Below are 23,523 nucleotides of genomic sequence, written 5' to 3' on the forward strand. Positions count from 1 at the left end.
TCCCGTCCACTCCGCCACTTCTTTGAAAGCCCTGCTAGAAATAGCAGGGCTTTTTTACTTTTGGACTATTGTGTTCGCCCTTCGGTCGAAAGAGTCCCGCTGGAATGCTAGCCCAGCCACTCCGCCACTTCTTAGAAAGCCTAGTCTTACGACTAGGCTTTTGTCGTTTCTAGGGTTAGCAAAATTCTGCTTCTTATAGGCGTCTCTTCAAACTAATGCTCAGATCTTGAGTGTTTACTCATCCCTATTTCTCAGGCTTGAGTTTGATCCCTAATTACTATGTTGATGGCCTATGGTTTCACAGGGTATCTTTATCAATAGAGTCTTATATAGGCTCAGATTGGGCAGCTTCCTGGCTCAACAGAAAGAACCCTGCTTGAGGCTGGATTCGTTTGTAATGGTGAGATATACGCTTTATGTAACAGCTATAACTACGGGGTATTAACCTTTTTCACATATGCGAAGATATCTTTCACGTCATCTTCCGTTAGTACCGACTTCCAGGCAGGCATGCCTTCATTTCCATTCAGTACCGTATCGATCAACTCTGCCTCACTCTCAAACCATGAATTGAGGCTATCGTTTATGTTAGATGGCTTTTCTGAAAGAGCTTTTCCTGCAATACCGTCACCATGCCCTTTCTCACCATGGCAAGACATACATAGCATCATATAGTTGGCTTCGCCTTTTTCTAGGTTAGTAGTGTTTGCTTGGGCGAAAGATATTATAGAAAGCGAGATAATAGGGATAAGAGCTAGCTTTTTCATAAGATTAAGTCTCAGTAGCAGTAGATGACTTAATGATATGGCGTACACTATTAATGATAGATGAACAGAATTGTTAGATATAAAAAAGCCACCTATGATGAGGTGGCTTTCGTTTAAGTAGTGGGTTTAAGCTGCCGGCTGCTTAACTAAAGTGAGGGCTTTCTTAGATACTTCATGAGCCGCTTTGGTTAAGTTCTGTTTCTCTAATGAATCAGATAGGTAACCGTAATCTGAAACGTTAGAACGCACAGACAATGCCTTTTCAAAGTGGGCTTGAGCCTCAGACCACTTTTCTTCACGCAGGTAGAATTGTGCAATAGCACTGTTGGCCTCTGCATTATTGCCATCTTTTCGCAGTACACTTTCTAAGAAGGTTACAACTGGATGGTTGTCCGAGAGTTTCAACTCAGGTAGCAGAGAGTACAGTGTTGAGTTAGGGTGCTTTTTCAGCGTCTCTTTGATTAATGTAAAGGCTTCATTATCTGCTTGTCTGGAGATTAACTGCTTAGCAAAACATTCAATCAGATGGTTATCAGATTTCACTTTTCGCGGTAATCCATTCCAGTGTGCAACCAAACCTTCGCTGCCTTTTTGCGAAGCAATTTCCTGTAGCAAACCACATTGAGCACGTTGAATCAGTGGCTCTTGATCTTCTTTAGACACAATATTGTGTTTAATAAGTTTAGGGAGCAGATCTAATAATGGTTGCCATAGTTTAAGTTCCACATAGACTTGTTTTAATAGGTTTAAAACCACCGCGTTATTTGGATAGCTTCCTTTCAATGTAGACAGCGTATCGAAGGCAGCAGAGTAGTTTGCTTCTCTGATTTGCTGCCTAGCACGAGTTAATTCGACTGCTAGTTGCGCATTTTCTTGTTGGGAAGCAAGCTCTAGATAACGATCACGCTTTTCAGTTTCACCCAGGCCTTGTGCAGCTTCGGACGCAACTAGATAACACAATAGTGGCATGTCGTGGTGATTCGCCCAACGGGTAACTTTCTTTTCTGCCTGCTTGAAATCGCCTTCTAAGAGTTTGATGATTCCTTCGTTAGTGTAACGACGAGAGCGACGCATCTTACGAACGCTGAAGTAATTCCATGTTGCAGAGCTTGCATAGAGTGCTTTTTTAATAAAAAACTCTAACGCGAATAGAGCTGCTAGCGCAGCGATGACAAATATGACGAGAGTCGTCACACTCATCTCAATGGTTTTGTTCGCAATCGAGATCAGCACATAACCTTGCTGGCCTGCGTATTGAGTGCCGGCAAACAGGCCAGCTCCCAATACAACGAAGAGAAAAATGATACGGAACATTATTTTTCCTCCGTGATTAGGGTAGTTACCTCACGGCGGAGGCGGTCACGAATAACATCAGAAAGCTGTTGCTGAGTTTCCAGCTTAACCGGATATTCCACTTGGACATTTTGTTTGCTCAAGCTTTCTAGAGCTTTGTTAAACTCGATGACGTTATTTGCCTCTTGATTAAAGAATGCACTAGACCATTTATCTGCAGTTGTTAAAGCGGTTGAGTAGATCTCTTGTTGCTCAACGTATACGGCTTTAATCGCTGTTTCTAATTTCGCTTTGATGTTCTCTTTTAGGTAGAAGTGCTGCTGAGGTGAAAGTAGCGGAATGACGTTACCATCACGAGTGCGGAAAGTAATGAAGTTCTCTGAAAAGTCTTTCAGTGATGTCATGAGATTATCTTGCCAATCGTAGATATCTTCAGAAACTTTGCGCTGCTCTACTTGCTGAGCTTCTGGCAGTAGTGCATTGGCTAGAGGCAGCTTATCAACTTGTTGCTGTAGAGAGGTTAAGCGTAAAACTAGGCCCTCACGATCAATTAATGGAACTGTTTTTAACTTAGTAATGTCATTGGCCATTGCTTTGCGTAGAGGTACTAAGCTTGGATCGTTAAGTGCTGCAATTCGTTGGTCCGCACTCTCCATCAGTTTTGTTGCACTGACTGCATCGTGCTCAAGAAAGAGCTTTCGTCCTGCTAGCTTTACTAAATAATCGGCTTCAGCCAGTAGCCAGTCATTTGGCCTGCGACCTTTTACGTCAGCGATAGCAAGTTGTAGGCTTTCGATGCTTTTCTGTTGTTGTTCTAGAACCGTTTCAGCGCGATGAGTAATTTCGGTCGCTTTGTCGATAGCGGCTTTTTTTGTTGCGTTGAGATCTTGTTCAACGGATGTTTGGGTTTGCGCCAGTTGAGTTTGCAGAGCGTTAATTTGTGCTTGGTATTGGGCGTTTTGTTGCTGCATTTGGAAGGTTAAACCACCGCCAAATAACAGGGAGAGGATAATGGCAACAGTACCCAATTTAACGCCGCGCTTACCTTGCTTCTCTTCAAATACAGGTTGCTCGGTGTTAGGTTCGGAGTGTTGAGACGTGCTCTCTTGTTTGACTGTAGAGGATGAATCTGTAGTGTCGGCTTGTTCCTTTTGACCTACTTCCTCATTAGTCGAGTTATTTTCTTTCTCAGGTTCAATGTGATCGTTTTTATTTTTGCTTGTCATTGTTTATTGTCCTGTTGCTGTTGACTGGAGAGTAGCCAACAAGTCTTTATTTGAAGCACTATAGGTATTGATAACCTTTTCGAATCCTAACTTCAGTGCTTCTTGTACAATCCGTTTACTGGGCACATAGAGCTGCAGTGTTTTGAGCCACACCATGTCGGAAGCCGAAAGTTGAGCAACAAAATACTCCAGCTGACCTGAACTGGTGATGACTAACTGTGTAATTTGTTTATCTTGCCAGATTGGAACCAGTAAATCTGAGCGGAAAGCTATGTTTTCTCGCTTATAAGTTTCAACGTATTCTACCGTGGCACCACGAGTGATGAGTGTGTCATATATGAGCTCGCGTCCACCATTGCCTCGTAGAATCACGATTTTTTTATCTTTAACTCTGGTTAGCGTATCCAGTTGCAGCAAGTGTTCACTGTCGCCAATCTCTGGGTAGTGTACTTTTTGTTGGGTGACTTTGCTTAAAACATGTGCAGTTTTTTGACCAACGGCATGGTAAGTGACGCGATCTGGCCACACTTGGTTCTGATATTGAAGGAATTGCTGGCTGTAGTTAACCGCGTGTTGGCTAACGGCGATGACTATTTCGCAATCAGCTAAGTGCTTATGTAAAGTAGAAAGTTCACTACCTGGCTGGATAGTAATGAGAGGGTGATGCAGGGCATTGATCCCTGCATCGTTAAGCTGTTGGCATAAGGCGTGGCCCTGCTCACCAGGTCGGGTGACCAAAACTGCCATATCGATTACTCGTGATCAGCGTAGAGCTTGGTTAGAATTTCACGAGCACCTTTATCTAGCAGCTGGTTAGCAAGAGTTACCCCTAGGGCTTCCGCTTCTGCTCGTGGGCCTTTGATTTCACCACGAACTATCTCAGAGCCATCTGGCTCGCCAACTAATGCTCGTAGCCAAATCTCATCGCCATCCAGTAATGCGTAGCTGCCAATAGGAACCTGACATCCGCCTTCCAGGGTCAAGTTCATTGCCCGTTCACACAAAACGCGATCGGCTGTGTCCTGATGGTTAAGAGGCTCAAGCAGTTTGATAAGGCGTTCATCGTCTAAGCGACATTCAATACCTACAGCTCCTTGTCCTACTGCAGGGAGTGACTGCTCTGGCTCGATAAAGCTACGGATACGCTCTTCAAGCTCTAGACGCTTCAAACCAGCCGCCGCTAAGATGATTGCGTCATACTCGCCGGCGTCAAGCTTACCCAAGCGAGTGCCTACGTTACCGCGGAGCTCTTTGATAACAAGATCTGGGCGGTACTCTTTAATCTGACATTGGCGACGCAAGCTACAGGTACCGACCACCGCTCCTTGAGGCAGTTCATCAATGTTGTTATAGGTATTTGATACGAACGCATCACGCGGATCTTCTCGTTCACAAATGGTGACTAGACCAAGACCTTCAGGGAAGTCGACAGGGACATCTTTCATTGAGTGTACCGCCAAATCAGCTCGGCCTTCTAGCATAGCGACTTCGAGTTCTTTCACGAACAAGCCCTTGCCACCGACTTTGGCTAAAGGAGTATCCAAAATAATGTCACCTTTGGTTACCATGGTCACCAGCTCTACTTCTAGGCCAGGGTGAGCGGCTTGTAAGGCGTCTTTTACAAAGTATGCTTGCCACAATGCGAGTGGGCTTTTGCGAGTAGCAATACGAATTGGAGAAGATTGAGTCATGATGTTCTGCTAGTGGTTCCAAATAATGCCTAATCGTACCACTGTAAGTTGAAAAGTATTACTGCAATCTCGTGAGGATGATGATTGGTAGCTTGGCTAGCAGAAAATCATCAAAAGAGTGTGATAAATGTCTCGTTTGTATGATTGGTTATTATAATTAATTTAGGTTCCGTACCACACTAATGCCTCAGAAGCTTATGACGGATTATAATGTCGAATCGATCGTACAATTCTTTACCAATACGAATAAAAGTGTTAGATTGATCACATTTCAACGGTGCTTTAGAGCGATTTTTAGTCAAGGCACTCGATAGGTAGATAACCAAGGACTTTCCCTTGCAGGCTTACACGAAAACGTTAGTTCAAAGACTTGATAACCTAAACCAGCAACGTACTGAGCGTGCGCTGGCTCTTATGGACTTGCAAAGTCAGCGTGTATTCCACCTTATTCCTACCTTATTACACTTCAATCATCCTGTTATTCCCGGCTACTACGACGACAAAGTTCCTTTTGGTATTTGCCAATTTGAGTTCAATGATATTCAGCGTCAGTTCGTTGAGGATACTGAACTGACTATTGGTCAGTCATTGTCGACCACTGATGTGCCCGCCATCTTAGGTCTCTACACTATGGGTAGTACTTCGTCTATCGGCCAAAGTACATCTAGTGACTTAGATATTTGGGTGTGTGTTTCTCCTGAAATGGGTAAGGATGAGCGAGAGTCTTTGACCAATAAGTGTTTGCTAATTACTGATTGGGCACAAACTCAAGGCGTCGAAGCGAATTTCTTTTTGATGGATGAGGAGCGTTTTCGTTCCAATCACTCCGAAGAAATGACCGGCGACAACTGTGGCTCTTCGCAACATTTACTGTTACTGGATGAATTTTATCGTAGTGCTGTCCGCCTTGCTGGAATGCGTCTACTTTGGCAAATCGTCCCTCCAGAGATGGAGGAGTGTTATGACGATTACGTTCATGATCTCTGTAACAAGGGTTACATTGATTGCTCTCAATGGATCGATTTCGGTAAATTGAATCGCATCCCTGCTGAAGAGTACTTTGGCTCTAACCTATGGCAACTCTACAAGAGTATCGACTCTCCTTATAAGTCAGTGCTTAAAGCCATTTTGTTGGAAGCGTATTCGTGGGAGTACCCGAATACTCAACTATTAAGTTTAGATACTAAGCGTCGTTTCTTTGCCCATGAGCCAGATCTCTATGGCATGGATGCGTACTACTTGATGCTAGAAAAGGTTACTCGTTACCTTGAACGTATTGGTGATGACACTCGTTTGGATTTGGTCCGCCGTTGCTTCTATCTAAAAACACATGAGAAGTTGTCTCGAGAACCGAGTGTTGGCTCTGTAGCTTGGCGTCGTGAAGCGCTCCGCGACATGGTCAATAAGTGGGGCTGGGATGAAAGTGTTGTTCGCGAATTAGATGACCGCCGTAATTGGAAAGTTGAACAAGTTAAAGTGGTACATCACGCTTTGTTAGATGCGTTGATGCAAAGCTACCGTAACCTGATTCAATTTGCTCGTCGTAATGACATTACGTCGGCAATTAGTCCTCAAGATATCAGTATTCTTGCTCGTAAGCTCTATGCGGCTTTTGAAGTCTTGCCAGGTAAAATAACCTTACTGAATCCGCAAATCTCACCTGATTTACATGAGCCAGATTTAACCTTTATTGAAGTGCGTCCTGGGCGCACCAATAAGCAAGGTTGGTACTTGTACAAGCAGCCATTAACACCACATCGTATTATTGGTCATTCCCCGCTTGAGCATAATGAGTACCTGAGTAAGTTAGTCGCTTGGTCGTTTTTCAATGGCATGATCACTGAATCAACACGTTTACATTCTGTAGTACGCGATGCTCATTTAGACATCGATAAGTTCTATCAGATGGTGAGTGATTTACGGAATACTTTCTCATTGCGCAAACGTCGCCCAACGATGCAAGCGCTAGCGAGTCCATGTGAAATTAGCCAGCTTGCCATGTTCATCAACTTTGAAGATGATCCAACGGCCGAACTTAGTGGTAAATCTCTGAAACTCGATCCCAAGAACATGGATATTTTCAGCTTCGGACCTGAGCAAAAGTGTTTAGTTGGTAGTGTTGATTTAGTGTATCGAAACTCCTGGCAAGAGGTGCGAACTTTGCACTTCAAGGGGGAGACGGCGATGCTCGACGCACTTAAAACGGTGCTAGGCAAAATGCATCAAGATGCGTTGCCACCGGAATCGGTGGATGTGTTCTGCTACAGCAAAAATTTACGTGGTGTGATGCGTAATATGGTGTATCAACTTCTTGCTGAGTGTATCGACTTGCGCTTGAAGCCCGTAGAGCAAGAGAAACGCCGCCGTTTTAAAGCGCTACGAATCGGTCAGCAAACCTATGGCTTGTTCTTCGAGCGTCGTGGTGTATCGGTACAAATGCTAGAGAACTCGGTGGATTTTTATCGCAGTATCTCTACCAACAAACTGAAGGGTTCACCTTTATTAATGCTCGATAAAGAGCAAGACTACCATTTACCTGAGATTGTTGACGGTTTTGCAAGTGAAGGTTTGATTCAGTTCTTTTTTGAAGATAATGAGCAGGGCTTCAATATCTATGTACTGGATGAATCGAACCGAGTCGAAGTGTATCACCAGTTCCGTGGTGAGAAAGATGAAATGATCGCCAGCGTCAATAGCTTCTACACGTCAGTCCAAGATGAAAGCCAGGTAGCTTCTAAGTTTATTAATTTTAACTTGCCGCAGTATTATCAAATTGTTCACCCTGAAGAGGGTGACGCTTATATCGTGCCGTATCGTAGCGATAGCGCAGGTTGTCCCAAGCCAAATAGAATTGTAAACGCATAAAAAAGGCCATCGAAATGATGGCCTTTTTTATTTGTCGCGTTGGCTTTATGGCCACTCGATCTCTTCAGCGCAGTGCTTTTCACATTCTTGCTTAACCATAGCAATCAGTTCCAAACCCGTTTTCGAACAGACCCATTGTTCATCTTGCAGAGAAAAGTGGAAACCACCTGATTTAGAAGCCAACCAGATCTCTTTCATTGGTTCTTGGCGGTTGATGATAATCTGACTACGATCTTCAAACTCTAGCGTCATTACGTTGCCAGAGGTTTCGTAATCGATGTCCGCACCTGAATCATCAATCATTTCTTCGATGATTTGCATTTTTACATCCACCAACTGATGAAATTCAGTATCGTTCATCTTATCTATCCTATTGCTTTTCCTGAGTGTGGTGCGATTATAGGGGGCATTGATGAAATAATCACGATAGAACCGATGAAAAAATCAATCTTAGCGCTGTTTATCGTCTCTGTACTGGGTTTGGCTGGTTGTGGTCAAACTGGTTCGTTGTACATGCCAGATGAAGCGCCTCAAAATGAACAGTCTTCATAAAAATTACTAAGTAATATCAGAATATAAGGGAAAGCACTTTGGATTACTTCAACTATCAGGATGATGGCCAACTCTGGGCCGAGAACGTCGCATTGTCTGATTTGGCTCAGCAGTACGGAACACCACTATACGTATATTCTCGAGCAACGCTGGAGCGCCATTGGAACGCTTTTGATAAATCGGTTGGCGAACACCCTCACCTTGTGTGTTATGCGGTGAAAGCGAACTCAAACCTGGGCGTGTTAAATGCACTTGCTCGTATTGGTTCAGGTTTCGATATTGTCTCTGGTGGTGAACTTGAGCGCGTGATAGCTGCGGGTGGTGATGCGAGTAAGGTAGTTTTCTCTGGGGTTGGTAAAACCGAGCAAGAGATGCAGCGTGCGCTTGAACTGGGTATTAAGTGCTTTAACGTTGAATCTGAGCCTGAACTTGAACGCTTGAATAAAGTGGCTGGTCAGCTAGGTGTTAAAGCTCCTATTTCTCTCCGTATCAATCCTGATGTCGATGCGAATACGCACCCTTATATTTCTACAGGCCTTCGTGATAACAAGTTTGGCATCGCATTTGACCGCGCACCTGCGGTATATCAGTTTGCCGCTAGCTTAGAGAATCTAGATGTTAAAGGCATTGATTGTCATATCGGCTCGCAGCTGACAGATATCGCACCTTTTATTGATGCAACTGATCGCTTGCTTGCTCTGATTGATGATTTGAAAGAACAGGGCATCAACATTGAGCACCTTGATGTTGGTGGTGGTTTAGGAGTGGTTTACCGTGATGAGATGCCACCAGAACCATCAGACTACGCGAAAGCATTATTAAGCCGTCTTGATAACCACAAGCACCTTGAATTGATCTTTGAACCTGGCCGAGCTATCGCTGCGAATGCGGGCATTCTGTTGACCAAAGTAGAATTCTTGAAACACACCGAACACAAAAACTTTGCCATCATTGATGCGGCGATGAATGACTTAATGCGTCCTGCATTGTATCAAGCATGGCAAGACATTGTGCCAGTATCTCCTCGTCAGGGAGAAGCAAAAGAGTATGATTTAGTTGGCCCAATTTGTGAGACTGGTGACTTCTTGGGTAAAGACCGCAGCCTAGTTTTAGAGGAAAATGATCTACTGGCTGTACGCTCTGCTGGCGCTTACGGCTTTGTGATGTCTTCAAACTACAACACTCGCGTGCGTGCGGCAGAAGTGATGGTTGATGGTGATCAGTCTCATTTAGTGCGTCAACGTGAAGAGCTGTCCAGCTTGTGGGCACTAGAAAACATTCTTCCGGAGTAATTGGACCTGTATGCATTTCCATTTTTCTAAAATGCATGGTTTGGGTAACGACTTTATGGTCGTAGATTGTATTACCCAAAACATTTTTTTCTCTCCCGATTTGATCCGTCGTTTGGCGGATCGTCATACCGGAGTTGGTTTCGATCAACTGCTTGTCGTGGAAGCTCCCTACGATCCTGAAACCGATTTTCACTATCGTATTTTCAATGCAGATGGCAGTGAAGTTGAGCAGTGTGGTAATGGCGCTCGTTGTTTCGCTCGCTTTGTCCGTATGAAAGGGCTAACAAACAAATACAGCGTTAGCGTGAGTACCAAAAAAGGCAAAATGGTGCTGAATATTGAAGAGGATGATCAGATCACCGTCAATATGGGCGAGCCTGAATTCGAGCCAAACAAGATTCCCTTTAAAGCTAAGCAAACCGAGAAGACGTACATTCTGCGTGCGGAAGATAAAACGCTTTTCTGTGGGGCTGTGAGTATGGGTAATCCGCATGTGGTGACGGTTGTTGATGATGTAGCGACCGCTGATGTGGAGACTTTAGGTCCACTACTTGAGTCACATGAGCGTTTTCCAGAACGTGTCAATGCTGGCTTTATGCAGGTTATTAGTCGTAGTGAAGTTAACTTGCGTGTTTACGAGCGTGGAGCGGGAGAAACGCAGGCGTGCGGTAGCGGTGCATGTGGTGCCGTAGCGGTAGGTATCGTGCAAGGCTTGTTAGACGAGCATGTCACAGTTCACCTACCTGGTGGCGATTTGAAAATCAGCTGGAAAGGTCCAGGCTCCCCGTTGTTTATGACTGGGCCCGCGACCCATGTATTTGATGGGCAGCTGAGCTGCTAAATTATACTGAATCAAGGAATCGACGTGTCTCAAATTGAAGCGGATGCTTTGACGGAAGAAGTCATCGCTGAATACTTACGTGACAACCCTGACTTTTTTCTTAGTCGCCGAGAGCTGGTGGATCGCCTCGCACTGCCACATCAGGAGCAAGGCACAGTATCTCTTGTTCATGTGCAATTGAATCGTCAGCGTCAACGTATCGAAGAGCTAGAAGAAGAGATCACCACTCTGATGTCGCTTGCCAAAAGTAACGATCAAACTTTTCATGAGTTTATGGCGTTACAGGAGCAAATCTTGAAGTGTGATTCTCTACTTTCTGTCGTGAAAGCGATTGAAGAGATGGCAAAGTCACTTGGCTTAGTCGCGTACGTTCGTTTGTTGGAATCGGACTCTGGATATTACTCGTTAGCGAAGGAGTCTTATCAGCGCTTTGCGACTAACCACTTAAACGGGAAAGAGGCCTATCTAGGCCGTATGCGTAAAGCCGATCGTGAGTTACTGTTTGGTGAGAACCATCGCGCTCCTGAGATGGGCTCGTATGTCGTGCTACCATTAAAGAGAAAGTCGCTTCAAGGCGTATTAGCATTTTCAAGTACCGATGGGGGGCATTTCCAACCTCATATGGATACCCTTTTCTTACGCCATTTAGCATTGGTTCTTTCTCATTTAATTGAGTCTCTTCCATGGCAATGTGAACAAGATGAGCGAATCAGCAATACCTCTGCCTAACGGTCTACAAAAGCCTCTTGAGCGCTTCTACGAATATCTTAGAAGTGAAAAGGGGCTTAGCCTTCACACTCAACGCAATTACAAACAACAACTTGAAACCATGGCTCAGCACTTAGTTCAACTTGGACTGAAAGATTGGTCTCAGGTCGATTCTGCATGGGTCAGGCAACTGGCGAGTAAAGGGATGCGGGATGGTATGAAAGCCAGCAGTTTGGCTACCCGCTTGTCGTCATTGCGTAGTTTTTTTGACTTTTTGATTTTGCGTGGAGAAATGAGCGCCAATCCCGCCAAAGGTGTGTCAGCACCACGTAAGAAGCGGCCATTGCCGAAAAACCTCGATGTGGATGAAGTGGGTCAATTACTCGAAGTTAACGAGGATGACCCGTTGTCGGTTCGCGATCGCGCTATGATGGAAATGATGTATGGTGCGGGATTACGTTTGGCAGAACTCGTCAGTATCAATATCAAAGACGTCAGTTTCTCGTCCGGTGAAATTCGTGTTGTAGGTAAGGGTGACAAAGAGCGTAAAGTCCCTTTTTCTGGTATGGCAGCAGAATGGGTGGGTAAATGGCTCAAAGTTCGTGGCCATTTGGCGAACCCTGACGAGCCTGCACTATTTGTCTCCAAGCTTGGCGTGCGTATATCTCATCGTAACGTGCAAAAGCGCATGGCCGAGTGGGGGCAAAAACAAGCTGTGGCGAGTCACATTAGTCCACACAAACTTCGTCACTCGTTCGCGACTCATGTGCTGGAGTCGAGTAACAACTTACGTGCGGTGCAAGAATTGCTTGGTCATGAAAACATTTCGACGACGCAAATCTATACTCACTTAGATTTTCAGCATCTGGCTGAAGTTTACGATCAAGCCCATCCGCGAGCGAGAAAACGGAGCAACAAAGAATGATATTCTATCGCCGGCTTGGGCCAATTAAGGCGATGACATTCGATTTGGATGACACCCTTTATGACAACCGTCCGATTATCCTTCAGTTAGAGGAGAAGGCGACCCAGTGGTTGCACAGTTATCACCCTATTTCAGCGACGCGCAGCAATGAGTGGTGGAGAGACAAAAAACGCCAGGTCTTGGCTGCGAACGAGTGGTTAAAAAATGATGTTACGGCGTGGCGATTTGAGCAGGTTTTTAGTGGGCTAATCGAGCTCGGTTACAGCCAAGCACAAGCAAATTCTGCCGCCTCTGATCTCATAGAACAAGTCCTTATTTATCGTAGCGATTTTACCGTCCCTGAATCCGCTCACCAGGTCTTAATGCAACTGGCCAATGTAATGCCACTTATCGCGATTACAAATGGTAATGTGAATGTTGAGAAGATTGGTTTAGCACCTTACTTTTCTAATGTGTTCAAAGCGGGACCAGATGGTTATGCCAAACCTCATCCACAGTTATTTGATAAAGCGGTACGGTTACTTAACTTGCCGCGCTCCTCAATTCTTCATGTGGGCGATCATTTAGTTTCTGATGTATTTGGTGCTAAAAGTAGTGGTTTATCAGCCTGTTGGTTCAACGACCAGTCGAAAAACATTCGCCAGCACTCGCGCGCGTCAATTTTACCGGATGTTGAAGTGAAACGATTACAAGATTTACTACTTTTGAGTGAGAGATAAGCACCCTCTTACAAAATAATCGCTTTCCATCTGGGGAGACTTAGATTAGGTTATGTTTAGAAGAGATCTTATTATATCAACGTCTTAGGCTAATAAAATGCGCACTTATTCCGCGCTGGTTTTTGACAACCAGCAATTGATGACGTTTATCAATCAACTGCCGTCAGGGAAAGGTAGTTCGAATTTAGTACAAATACTGTCTACTCAACCTGCAACAATCGCGTCACGATATGCGGCGTATATCAAGCAGCAGCTACCTGAGTGTGAAGTCATTGGTCACAGCACTCGACATGTCATTTTCGAAAGCCAAATTCATCACGGCGGCACGTTAATATGCGTTGCTCAATTTGATCATACTTATTTCTCTTCTGCTTCGATCGAACTGAATGATGAACCTGAACAAGACGCTCAAGCGCTGATAAAGAAACTTGAACTCAGTGATAACTCAAAAGCGATCATCAGCTTTGCTCATGTAACGAATAGTTGGGACTATAACCTTTACCAAGCGCTCGGCAATTGCTGTGATGTGCCGATCAGTGGTGGGTTGGCTGCGTCGGTGGATGGACGCAAAGAGTGGTTATTGCATGGTGTACATACCTTTCATAAAGCCGCAGTCTGTGTGGCGCTGCATAGCGACGTTTTACAAGCTTGGCGCAGTGCGTTTTCTGAATGGAATACGATTGGAAGTCCACTGTGCGTAACCAGCGCGACTGGCACGATTTTGCATAGTATTAACCATCAGCCTGCGCATCTTGTCTATCGAGACCGTTTAGCGGATGGGCGAGATCTCAGTTTAGAGCAGATGTTGAGCTTTCCTCTGCAACTGAGTAATCAGCAAATCTGTATCCCGACTGCGATCTATCCAGATGGGAGCATTGAATTTGACAAGCCTGTTGAGCTCGGGGATGAACTGCAAATGTGTTACAACCACCCCTCATTAACACTGGAGCAGGTAAGGCACGATGTTCGTCATTTAGCGCAGTTTAATCCCCAAGCCATATTTATTTACAATTGTGAGTCTCGACTTGAATTCATCGAAGGGATGAGTGAAATCAAACCCTTCGATAAGTTTGAATCTTGTAATGGCTCTTACTGCATGGGGGAGCTGTTCAAAGATAAGCAGCAAGACGTCTTGCACCATAGCATGACGTATTTAGCCTTGAGTGAAGACCCAAACAGAAAACCGCTGACTTTGTCTGAAGAGACAGAGTCATTTCCAATATCTCCTCTTTTTCACCTGATTCGCTATTCAATCGATGAGCTCGATGAAACGCGGATTGAGATGGAACAAAAGCTGGCAAAGCAGACGGAAAAACTGATCAACAGTTATCGAGTGGATAAGCGAACTGGCCTGAAAAATCGTATCGCCTTACAAGAAGCGTTAAAAACGGTTGATCCTGATGAACACGTGATCACGCTTAAGCTATCTAACTTTCACCAAGTCAATGAAAAGTATGGTTACCAGGTCGCTGATGAGTTGATTCGAGATCTGAGTGACCACTTTGTCGATCGCTTGTCTAATCGCCACGGCTCTGTCTTGATTAAAAGCTTGTACTACATTGGTACGGCGGAGTGGGCGATCGTGTTTCACTCGCAGCAGTCGAGTGACCTGATTAAACAAGAGTTTTCTCAGTTTGCGGATCACATTGAACACATTAACTTTGAACCTTATGGTTTACCAGAAGTTGATTACCTCTCGGTGTCTATTATTGGTGGTATTGCTAGTGTCGCCGATTTTCCTAATGTCAGCGGAGATGAGCTTTTGTTAAAGGCCATTGATGCACGACGTCAAGGGAAAGTGCGCAATACTCATTTTATGAATGCGCGCGATTGCGATACCACAATGGAAGAGCATAAAGACAGATTAAGCTTGATGGGGAGTGTAAGTCGGGCAATTTTGAATCAACGAATCATTACCTATAGTCAGCCAATCTTTGCGGCACACAGTCGCGAGCAGTTGTCGCAAGAGTGTTTGGTTCGTATCGAGGATGATGGTGAGATCATTGCGCCAGGACGTTTTCTGCCGATTATTGAAGGCACACATCTTTACACTCGGCTAAGCCGATACATGATGACTTCGACACTTGATTATATGGCGGATAAAACGGAGTCATTTTCAATTAACTTATCACCACAAGATATGTTGAGCGACCGGACATTAAGTATCCTCGAACAGGCAGTGAGAAAACTCAACGATCCCAGCCGTTTAGGCATAGAGGTCCTTGAGTCTGAGCAAATAAAAGACTTTGGTCGGATGGCGGAAGTTTGTGGTCACTTTAAGCGAATGGGCGTCAGGATTTTGGTCGATGATTTCGGATCTGGCTACTCCAACATTGACGAGATTATTCGTTTGGAGCCTGATGTGATTAAACTCGATGGTAGCCTTATCAAAACCATTGATATCGATAACAAACAGCGCCAAATAACAGGTCAGTTGGTTCAGTTGTGTCAGGTACTCAACGCGAAAACCGTTGCTGAGTTTGTCCACAATCAGCAAGTGTGTCAGATTGCTGAGGATTTGGGTGTCGACTACCTACAAGGTTTTTACTTGGCAGAGCCGACCCGTTTGTTCTAGCTGCGTTGATAAGGGTGACCGCTTTTATCCGCTTGGAATATCTCCATGAAGTGAGTTAGGAAGTGGGTCAGGCTATTTGCTTGAGCATCCTCTCCCAATTCCCGCACTACTTCAGACGCCACTTCCAAGGTGCATAAGTGACCTTCAGATTGGTTCCGCCTTAATTGGTATACCGATGCCTGAGATGGGGTTATATGCGCTAAAGGAATGCCCGAAAGCCACGGGCTTTTTCGCAGCATTTTCTTCGCTTCCTGCCACGTTCCATCAAGAATGATAAATAAGGGTGTTTTTCCTTGTTGGGCGGATCGTTGTTTTACTTCATTGACCGAAATACTTTCATCGCTAGGAAAAAGCAGTACAGGTAGGTAATGATCATCTTGCAGGAGCGCTATGAGTTCAGGGCAAGGTGACTTACGTTGCCATATATGCTGGCTACTACTTGGTAACGATCTCAGTAGCCATTGGCCAGTATTTGTCTCGCGTGTTAACTCGTTCTCATGCATCAGTAGCGCGATATGAGCGTTAATCGAGAGTTTTGGTATCAGGTGACATACGCAGTTATGACGCAACCCACACTTATCACATGGTCCATTTACTACCATTTACAGCGTTACCCCACCTTGAAAGGGGGTTAAGCCATCAGAAAATAGTTGAACTTGGCTAATCTCATCATAGTTGGCAATAGGTGCAGTACTTGGATTGAGTGGGTAGCTTATCCCGTCGTACTTTAATATATGTTGGTTAGGAACCGCTCCGCCGCCACTCACAAACAATACGAGATCATGCCATTGGTGGTTCGCTTGTTTACCTAAGTTGATTGGTGTTTGGACTAAAGTAATACGGCTGTTGAAGCGCCATGCTTGCTGGTGGCTCTCGAACATCAAAAGAGTACAACCACCAGAGCCACACCAATCTAATTGCACCAGCAATTCTTTGTCGCCATCCCCATTGAGATCGTAAGTGAGCCAGCGATAGCGTGTGCCCGTTGGATCGGTTTTGTGTTGTTTGAAGTACTCACGCAGAGCTTTGTCGACAGCTGGATTGAATTGATCACTTGACGGAATCTTATTTGCCGATAACGAAGGTTCACTTACCGCTGATGCTTGGCTGGATATTGGTTTTGATTTGAATAAGGTTAGCCCGCCATTTGTGATGTCGTACACCACAGAGCCCACTTTTTCTTGCTCGGTTGAGAGCTGGTAACCATCGCGTAAATAGAGTCGCTCTGATAATAAAGGTTGGCCCTGTAAGTGAGTACTAACCACTTGAACTTGCTTCGGTGATAGCTGTTGCCAGTATCCCTTCTCAACAGTATCGGATTCACCACTTGGGTAGCTGTAAACAGTCGAAGCGGTATGATCGGGATTTAAGCGTAGGGTTACGGTAAATGGGCTACCTTTGGTTGCTTGAGCCTGATAGGTCGCTGCCCAATCTTGCGTTGCATCTTGGTTGGAAAGCGTGGCGCAGCCCTGATAAGTTTTATTATCAATAGTAAAGGTTGAAGTCCAGCCGTAGAGGCTATCACTCATGCCATCAACACAGCTTTGTTGCTTGAGTTCCAATGAACCACGTTCGAATGTATAGCGGCGGCGATCAAGTTCTAACCGACTCGACGTGATGGCAAGTGATTGAGGTGCCATACCAATTTGATTGAAGGTTAGATCCCCTTGATCGAACTTCACAGACCATGATGGCTCTACACCAAACGCGTAAGTCGCTTTTAATGGTAAATCACAGCGATTTGGGTTTTCGGCGCTCAGTAGGTTAACTTGGTCGACGACAAAGCGAGCCGGGTAGTCAGATGCAAATCCATCTTCACCTGCAGGTGCCATATGGCCAATCACTTCTCCATATAGTGGCTCATAAGGCGCTCGAACCAGCGAAAGTCCTTGCTGAAAACGGTCACGAGGAAGATCGAGCCAATATTGTTGTTGGCTGCCACAAGGCGTGATTGAGCTGACTTCGTGCCCAAGTACCACTTGGCCCCGCATAACGAACGTCTGTGGCTTAACAGAAGCTGGATCGGCAAGCGTTGCGGTAGGTGTAGTGGCAGTCTCCGTTGTTGATGGACTCATAGAACAGGCCTGGAGAGCCAGTAAAGTTGCCAGTGCAACTGGGTTTTGCAACGCCTTCATGCTATATCTTCCTCATACAAAATTACTCGGAAGTTATTATGGCATATTGGCTATTTAAAACTGAACCAGACACCTTCTCTATTGACACTCTTCGCACACAAAAGACCTCTTGTTGGGAAGGCGTGCGCAACTATCAGGCGCGAAACATGATGCGTGACGAAGTAAAAGAGGGGGACTTGGTACTGATTTACCATTCCTCTTGCAAGAAGGTTGGAGTGGCAGGAATCGCGAGAGTCGTTAAAGAGGCTTATCCGGACCATTTTGCTTTTGATGCTGAGAGTGATTACTACGATCCCAAGTCGACTCCCGATAACCCTCGCTGGATGATGGTGGACATTGAGTTTGTTCGTAAGACTGAACGCTTGATTCCGTTAACTGTGATGAAAGCGATGCCAGAGTTGGCAAACATGCCTTTGGTTAAGCGGGGAAATCGACTTTCAATTATGCCAGTCACGGAGCAAGAGTGGTTGGCTATTTTGGATAAAGAGAAACTGCCCAGTCAAAGATCAGGAAACTAAAATTGAAAAGGCTGCCACTGACAGCCTTTATTACTCTGTTAGATGAGATGATCTTTAAGGTAACGAGCCACTGCATCCTCGGCATTACTGCCTATCACATCATTATTTGGTAGCGCGTCCATCACTTTGTGGTGAGAGGTGCCCATTACCAGGCCTTTACCTGCCATCGACAGCATTTCAACATCATTCATGCCATCACCAAATGCGATGCAGTTGTCTAGCGTTAAACCACGAGATTCAGCCACCGCTTTGAGGGCTTCACCTTTAGACACATCTGCAGCCATGACTTCTAGGCACCATGGTGTTGAAAAAGCGATGTTAAGTTGTTCACCAAATGCTTCACGCAACTTATTCTCGAAAACAACTAAGTGGTCGTGGTCCTGATTTGGGTGGGTGAAGAAAATTTTAGCAATGCCATCTCTTGGTGCGCTTTCCGCACTAAAGCGCTTATAGGCAAAGCCAGATTCACTATGGAATTTGGCTAGCATCTCATCTTCGCGATCCAGCAACCAGTCGTCATTTTGGTACATGTGGATAAAAATCTCTGGATCTTGTCTGATCACATCGATCACTGACTGTACCAATTCTTCAGGCACATTTTGGCTGTACATGAGTTGATCGTTTTGGTCATGCACTCGAGCACCGTTGGATGTGATCATATAAGCAGGGATCCCAGCGATTTCACGAATTCCAGCAACGTCTACGTGGTGGCGACCAGTAGCAAAGATAAAAGTGAATCCTTTTTGGTGCAGCTCTTTGAGTGTTTGCTTAGAGAAGTCACTAAGCTGGTGGTTTGGAGCTAGTAGCGTTCCGTCTAAATCTGATGCGACGATTTGAAAAGGAATTTCTTTGCGTGTTTCGGTCATATCACCCTCGTTAACAGCGTTTGGCGGCCCACATTTGGGCTGAAGGTGTATTTTACTTGAACAGAAAGGGGAAAAAGAGGGTAAAGATCACCCTCTTACTTTTCCTATTTTTACGGGTATTGGTTGAAGAATGCCAGTACGGTATCGAGTGCATCGTTACGATATTCATCTTTCTCGAACAACACTTCATGGCGGGATCCGTAGACAATTTTCATCGCACACTGAGGGCTAGTTTTCGCGAGCTTCTTCATAAAGCGGATTTGATCTTGGTTAGAGACAATTTTGTCTTCGCTTGCTTGCAGTAGAAGCAGTGGAACCTTGATATGACGCGTCATTAAAATGCATTGCTTTGAGGCCATCAAACCTTGCCAAACCCAGCGAGTACTTGCACCACCGATTTTTATCTCTGGCTTTTGTTCGTATAGAGCTCTAAACCAGTGATAGCGGACGTCACTTTGGCTAAGTAAGTTGCCTTCAAAAGGTTTTGGAAAGTAAGCCGCTTGCCCTGGAGCAAAGGTTGGTTTTGGGTATATGGCAGTCAGGATTTGTCCCAATATTGTTGCGATTGGCTTTAGGTGGATAGGTAAGTTAACGCCGAACATTGGCGCACTGAGCGCGACAGCATTAAATGGATGTTCTGGATAGGTTTGTATGTAGCGAGTGACGATATTACCGCCCATAGAATGGCCGAGTAGATAACACGACTGATAATCAGCCAGATCAAAGTGCGCCACCATTTGGTGCAAATCTTTTACATAGTCTTCAAACTCGTGGACATAGCCCATCTCTTTATCGTCGATCAGACGATCGGAGTAGCCTTGGCCTCGGTGGTCATAAGAATAGATATCGTAACCTTGCTGAAAAAGGTCGTAAAACAACTCTTGGTATTTCCATGTACATTCGATACGACCATTGACGACGACGATCGCTTTACGATGCTCCGGCTTGGTCATCTTGACCCAAAAAAGTTGGGTTTTATCAAAAGATTTGACTATCCCTTCCTCTCTGGAGTGCCATAGCGCAGCAATTCGACCATTGATTGCTTGCTCAAAATTCGACTCTTGAGTATAAGAAGCAGTAATGCTGGAACTCGACATATTCATGGATTTTGTAAGCCTGAAAGAGTTTTGGTAGTAACAACGCTAGATTATGTGCGGCTAACTGAGTTTAGTCGAGAGGAAAACACTATGGATATGCATGTTTGGCTGGCCTATGTGGTCACTGCGATAGTTTTTAGTTTAGCTCCGGGCTCTGGTACGGTTAACTCCATCAGTAACGGATTGAGTTATGGTACTCGCAAGTCGGTCGCGGCGATTGCCGGTCTGCAAATTGGTCTTAGTATCCATATTATGTTGGTTGGCGCAGGGATCGGTGCTTTGGTTGCTCAGTCTGCGTTCGCATTTACAGTCATCAAGTGGATAGGGGTGGTTTACCTAGTTTGGTTGGGTGTTCAGAAGTGGCGAGACTCAAACGGGCTCAATACGTCATCAGTTGCGCAAGAATTATCGGGTTTTACCTTGATGAAGAAAGCGGTATTCATTAACCTTACCAACCCTAAATCGATCGTATTTTTAGTCGCTTTGTTCCCACAGTTCATCGATCCTGCGCAAGATCAGGTCACTCAGCTGCTGGTTCTAGGTGTAACAACGGTATTTATCGATTCTGTAGTCATGCTAGGTTACACCACATTGGCATCTCAAATGGGGCGTTTTATTCGCTCTGATCGAATGATGGGCCGTATTAATAAACTCTTTGGCTCTATGTTTGTTGGTTGTGGCGCGTTATTGGCTACGGCTAAAGCGTAGACGACAACAAAGGACTAAAATGCAACGTATCACGCGCGATACCTATGTGGCTCGCCAGCCTATTTTCAATGCGAAGCGACAAACTTTAGGTTATGAGTTGCTGTTTCGTGACGGCGAGAAAAACGCTTATCCGAGCCACATAGAATCTAATCGCGCGACCTATCGTTTGATTGTGGAAAATTTCTTATCACTGGGCACTAACCCTACGATAGACACCTCCCGCTGCTTTATTAACTTCCCGCAAGAAAGCTTGTTACGCGGCTTACCTATGGTATTGCCTAAAGATAAAGTCGTTATCGAAGTGCTTGAAACCTGCACACCCAACGATGAGCTTTACCTTGCGATCAAAAAACTCAGCCAAGCTGGTTATTTGATTGCGCTCGATGATTTTGTCTACAGCCCGGCTTGGGAACGATTTTTACCTTTTGTTCAGATCGTCAAACTTGACATTATGGCGATGGGTCTAGATGCCGCATGCGAAATGGTGAAAGAGCGTTTAGGGAAAGGGGTGAAGCGTAAGTTTCTGGCGGAACGAGTAGAAACGGAAGAAGAGTTTCTTACAGCCCGCTCAGCTGGATTTAGCTTTTTCCAAGGTTACTTTTTTGGCAAGCCTGAAGTGACTCGTAAAGGGTACTTAAGCCCTGAGCAGCTTATTGCGATGGAGCTGTTTAAAGAGGTCTGTCAGCCGGAAGTGGACTTTGTTAAAGTAGAGAAAATCGTTGCGAAAGATGTCTCGCTTTCCTACCAGTTATTGCGTTTTGTTAACACCATGTCTGATCGACTTGAAGTGTCGATTTCCTCTTTTCGCCAAGCATTGATTTATCTTGGCCAAGATAAGCTAAAAATCTTTGTGTCTTTGGCGGTAGCGTCGTTTATCTCCAGCAAAAAGCCAAAAGAGCTATATAGCCTATCTCTACAAAGAGCTCAGTTTTGTCTATTGATGGCCAATGACAACCCGTTCGACCAGTATCGAGATCAGGCGTTCTTGATTGGTCTTTTCTCCATGCTGGATGCATTGCTCGATGTATCTTTAGATGATCTCGTTGGGCAACTGCCGCTGTGTTCTTCGATTAAACTGGCGCTGCTTGAACGACAAGGTCCCTATGGCTTACTACTTAGACTGGAAGAGTGTTATGAACGTGCTGATTGGTACGGTATTAAAGACGCTTGCCAGCAACTGAATATCTCTATCGAAGACGTCATGCCTAAGATCTCCCAAGCACAACGGTGGAGTCAAGATCTCAACCGAGTGGTGTAATTACCCACGATTTTCCCTCCCTTTCTAGATGAAACTTTTGTGACATTGCCTTGCAGATGTTGATCTCTGGCGATAAATAAATCAACATATATGCATATCCATATATGAGTATGTTTTGAATGTTACCGCATCAGTTTTTCAAATTATTGTCCGATGAAACTCGTGTACGCAGCTTAATGTTGATTGTACGTGAAGAGTGCTTGTGTGTTGGTGAGCTGACCGAAGCACTGCAAGAGAGTCAGCCCAAGATTTCTCGCCACCTTGCTCAACTTCGCTCTAGTGGCATTTTAGTCGATGTTAGGCAGGGGCAATGGGTGTTTTATCGCTTGGCATCTAACCTTCCGGGGTGGATGAACAAACTGATAGAAGATCTGGTCGCATCAAACTGTTTAAAAACAGAATACCAACAAGATTTAGAAAGATTACATGCAATTCAGGCGCGTCCTGTTTGCTGCAAATAACTTGAAATAAAAGAGATTACATTATGGCGATTAAAGTAGGAATTAATGGTTTCGGTCGTATTGGGCGTTTGGCTCTTCGTGCTGCTTTTGATTGGGAAGAGCTGGAGTTTGTTCTGATCAACGATGTCGCAGGTGATACAGCTACCTTAGCGCACCTTCTTGAGTTCGATTCAGTGCAAGGCCGTTGGCACCACGAAGTACAGGCTCAGGGCGAAGAGATGATCATCAATGGTCAACATATTAAAACCACTCAGCAGCGTGATATTGACGCCGTGGATTGGTCGGGTTGTGATGTGGTGATTGAAGCTACAGGTGTGCACCGTAAAGGCTCTTTCCTCAATAAATATTTAGAGCAAGGCGTAAAACGCGTTGTTGTTTCCGCTCCAGTGAAAGAGGAGGGCGTAGCGAATATCGTTGTTGGTGTGAATGACGAAATTTTCGATCCAGCAGTGCATAAGATTGTGACTGCTGCATCTTGTACCACTAACTGCATTGCGCCAGTAGTCAAAGTTATCAATGAAAAGTTGGGTATCGAGAACGCATCATTTACCACCATTCATGATTTGACGAACACACAAACTATTCTCGATGCCCCGCACAAAGACCTGCGTCGTGCTCGTGCATGTGGCATGAGTCTGATCCCAACGACTACGGGTAGCGCGAAAGCGATTGTGGAAATTTTCCCAGAGCTGGAAAACCGTATTAATGGACACGCGGTACGCGTGCCACTAGCAAACGCATCGCTGACGGACATCATCTTTGAAGTGAAGCAAGACACGACAGCAGAAGAAGTGAACGCGTTACTTAAGCAAGCATCTGAGAATGAACTAAAAGGCATTTTAGGATACGAAGAGCGTCCTCTTGTGTCGATTGATTACAAAGGCGATCAACGCTCAACCATCGTTGATGCGCTATCGACTATGTTGGTTGGTAAGCGCATGGTGAAAATCTACGCTTGGTATGACAATGAAATGGGCTACGCAACGCGCACTGCTGAGTTGGTTCGCAATGTTGGTTTGGTTTAAG

Annotated in this window: 23 protein-coding genes; 13 read left to right on the plus strand and 10 right to left on the minus strand. The window is 45.0% G+C overall.

Annotation, left to right across the window (positions count from 1 at the left end; translation table 11 throughout):
- Positions 1 to 431: 431 nt before the first annotated feature.
- The 5 genes from AC4MRV_RS16740 to hemC all read right to left on the minus strand — a co-directional run bounded on the left by AC4MRV_RS16740 (position 432) and on the right by hemC (position 4,977).
- Positions 432 to 767 carry a c-type cytochrome gene (locus AC4MRV_RS16740; RefSeq protein WP_491188465.1) on the minus strand — a complete coding sequence of 112 codons (336 nt, stop codon included), beginning with the start codon at positions 765 to 767 and terminating at the stop codon, positions 432 to 434.
- Between the two features lie 126 nt (positions 768 to 893).
- On the minus strand, positions 894 to 2,081 hold the full coding sequence (locus tag AC4MRV_RS16745) for a heme biosynthesis protein HemY (RefSeq protein WP_491188466.1): 1,188 nt from the start codon (positions 2,079 to 2,081) through the stop codon (positions 894 to 896).
- On the minus strand, positions 2,081 to 3,286 hold the full coding sequence (locus AC4MRV_RS16750; RefSeq protein ID WP_491188467.1) for a uroporphyrinogen-III C-methyltransferase: 1,206 nt from the start codon (positions 3,284 to 3,286) through the stop codon (positions 2,081 to 2,083). Before AC4MRV_RS16750 ends, AC4MRV_RS16745 begins: the two co-directional genes overlap by 1 nt.
- Before the next feature lie 3 nt (positions 3,287 to 3,289).
- Entirely contained in the window at positions 3,290 to 4,033 is a 744-nt protein-coding gene (locus AC4MRV_RS16755) for a uroporphyrinogen-III synthase (RefSeq protein WP_491188468.1), read from the minus strand.
- Positions 4,034 to 4,038: 5 nt separating this feature from the next.
- Positions 4,039 to 4,977, minus strand: a complete 939-nt coding sequence (gene hemC / locus AC4MRV_RS16760; RefSeq protein ID WP_491188469.1) for a hydroxymethylbilane synthase — start codon at positions 4,975 to 4,977, stop codon at positions 4,039 to 4,041.
- Positions 4,978 to 5,313: 336 nt separating this feature from the next.
- Between hemC and AC4MRV_RS16765 the strand changes: the two genes are divergently transcribed.
- Positions 5,314 to 7,842: a class I adenylate cyclase gene (locus AC4MRV_RS16765; RefSeq protein WP_491188470.1), complete on the plus strand. Its 2,529-nt coding sequence runs from the start codon at positions 5,314 to 5,316 to the stop codon at positions 7,840 to 7,842.
- A 45-nt stretch (positions 7,843 to 7,887) separates the two neighbouring features.
- On the opposite strand, the gene cyaY is transcribed toward AC4MRV_RS16765, so the two are convergent.
- Positions 7,888 to 8,202: an iron donor protein CyaY gene (gene cyaY / locus AC4MRV_RS16770; RefSeq protein ID WP_491188471.1), complete on the minus strand. Its 315-nt coding sequence runs from the start codon at positions 8,200 to 8,202 to the stop codon at positions 7,888 to 7,890.
- A gap of 75 nt (positions 8,203 to 8,277) precedes the next feature.
- Here cyaY and lptM point away from each other — a divergent pair, with 75 nt between their 5' ends.
- The 7 genes from lptM (at position 8,278) to AC4MRV_RS16805 (ending at position 15,454) form a co-directional block, all read left to right on the plus strand.
- Positions 8,278 to 8,394 carry an LPS translocon maturation chaperone LptM gene (gene lptM / locus AC4MRV_RS16775; protein ID WP_409350866.1) on the plus strand — a complete coding sequence of 39 codons (117 nt, stop codon included), beginning with the start codon at positions 8,278 to 8,280 and terminating at the stop codon, positions 8,392 to 8,394.
- Positions 8,395 to 8,432: 38 nt separating this feature from the next.
- Positions 8,433 to 9,686, plus strand: coding sequence for a diaminopimelate decarboxylase (gene lysA / locus AC4MRV_RS16780; protein WP_491188472.1), 1,254 nt, complete (start codon positions 8,433 to 8,435; stop codon positions 9,684 to 9,686).
- 10 nt (positions 9,687 to 9,696) lie between these two features.
- Positions 9,697 to 10,527: a diaminopimelate epimerase gene (gene dapF, locus AC4MRV_RS16785; RefSeq protein WP_491188473.1), complete on the plus strand. Its 831-nt coding sequence runs from the start codon at positions 9,697 to 9,699 to the stop codon at positions 10,525 to 10,527.
- Between the two features lie 24 nt (positions 10,528 to 10,551).
- Positions 10,552 to 11,256, plus strand: coding sequence for a DUF484 family protein (locus tag AC4MRV_RS16790; RefSeq protein ID WP_491188474.1), 705 nt, complete (start codon positions 10,552 to 10,554; stop codon positions 11,254 to 11,256).
- Positions 11,228 to 12,160, plus strand: a complete 933-nt coding sequence (xerC, locus tag AC4MRV_RS16795) for a tyrosine recombinase XerC (RefSeq protein ID WP_491188475.1) — start codon at positions 11,228 to 11,230, stop codon at positions 12,158 to 12,160. The genes AC4MRV_RS16790 and xerC overlap by 29 nt, the downstream gene beginning before the upstream one ends.
- Positions 12,157 to 12,879, plus strand: coding sequence for a 5-amino-6-(5-phospho-D-ribitylamino)uracil phosphatase YigB (yigB, locus tag AC4MRV_RS16800; protein WP_491188476.1), 723 nt, complete (start codon positions 12,157 to 12,159; stop codon positions 12,877 to 12,879). Before xerC ends, yigB begins: the two co-directional genes overlap by 4 nt.
- A 97-nt stretch (positions 12,880 to 12,976) precedes the next feature.
- On the plus strand, positions 12,977 to 15,454 hold the full coding sequence (locus tag AC4MRV_RS16805) for a bifunctional diguanylate cyclase/phosphodiesterase (protein WP_491188477.1): 2,478 nt from the start codon (positions 12,977 to 12,979) through the stop codon (positions 15,452 to 15,454).
- Here the strand turns inward: AC4MRV_RS16805 and AC4MRV_RS16810 are convergent.
- Positions 15,451 to 16,056: a tRNA-uridine aminocarboxypropyltransferase gene (locus AC4MRV_RS16810; RefSeq protein WP_491188478.1), complete on the minus strand. Its 606-nt coding sequence runs from the start codon at positions 16,054 to 16,056 to the stop codon at positions 15,451 to 15,453. The two genes, AC4MRV_RS16805 and AC4MRV_RS16810, sit on opposite strands and share 4 nt — an antisense overlap.
- On the minus strand, positions 16,057 to 17,589 hold the full coding sequence (locus AC4MRV_RS16815; RefSeq protein WP_491188479.1) for a COG3650 family protein: 1,533 nt from the start codon (positions 17,587 to 17,589) through the stop codon (positions 16,057 to 16,059).
- Positions 17,590 to 17,627: 38 nt separating this feature from the next.
- Between AC4MRV_RS16815 and AC4MRV_RS16820 the strand changes: the two genes are divergently transcribed.
- A complete protein-coding gene (locus tag AC4MRV_RS16820; protein ID WP_491188480.1) occupies positions 17,628 to 18,107 on the plus strand; it encodes an EVE domain-containing protein in 480 nt (159 codons plus the stop codon).
- A gap of 38 nt (positions 18,108 to 18,145) precedes the next feature.
- Here the strand turns inward: AC4MRV_RS16820 and AC4MRV_RS16825 are convergent, their stop codons facing one another.
- Together AC4MRV_RS16825 and AC4MRV_RS16830 are read right to left on the minus strand one after the other, a co-directional pair.
- Positions 18,146 to 18,973 carry a Cof-type HAD-IIB family hydrolase gene (locus AC4MRV_RS16825; RefSeq protein ID WP_491188481.1) on the minus strand — a complete coding sequence of 276 codons (828 nt, stop codon included), beginning with the start codon at positions 18,971 to 18,973 and terminating at the stop codon, positions 18,146 to 18,148.
- 110 nt (positions 18,974 to 19,083) lie between these two features.
- Positions 19,084 to 20,076, minus strand: a complete 993-nt coding sequence (locus AC4MRV_RS16830) for an alpha/beta fold hydrolase (protein WP_491188482.1) — start codon at positions 20,074 to 20,076, stop codon at positions 19,084 to 19,086.
- 84 nt (positions 20,077 to 20,160) lie between these two features.
- Here AC4MRV_RS16830 and rhtB point away from each other — a divergent pair, with 84 nt between their 5' ends.
- The 4 genes from rhtB (at position 20,161) to AC4MRV_RS16850 (ending at position 23,522) form a co-directional block, all read left to right on the plus strand.
- Entirely contained in the window at positions 20,161 to 20,778 is a 618-nt protein-coding gene (gene rhtB / locus AC4MRV_RS16835) for a homoserine/homoserine lactone efflux protein (RefSeq protein ID WP_491188483.1), read from the plus strand.
- A gap of 19 nt (positions 20,779 to 20,797) precedes the next feature.
- Positions 20,798 to 22,036 (plus strand): EAL and HDOD domain-containing protein, encoded by a 1,239-nt coding sequence (locus AC4MRV_RS16840; protein WP_491188484.1) that lies wholly within the window; start codon positions 20,798 to 20,800, stop codon positions 22,034 to 22,036.
- Positions 22,037 to 22,155: 119 nt separating this feature from the next.
- A complete protein-coding gene (locus tag AC4MRV_RS16845; protein WP_491188485.1) occupies positions 22,156 to 22,497 on the plus strand; it encodes a metalloregulator ArsR/SmtB family transcription factor in 342 nt (113 codons plus the stop codon).
- 23 nt (positions 22,498 to 22,520) lie between these two features.
- Positions 22,521 to 23,522: an ArsJ-associated glyceraldehyde-3-phosphate dehydrogenase gene (locus tag AC4MRV_RS16850; RefSeq protein WP_491188486.1), complete on the plus strand. Its 1,002-nt coding sequence runs from the start codon at positions 22,521 to 22,523 to the stop codon at positions 23,520 to 23,522.
- The last annotated feature ends 1 nt before the right edge of the window (position 23,523 follow it).

The organism is Vibrio sp. (assembly GCF_984391705.1).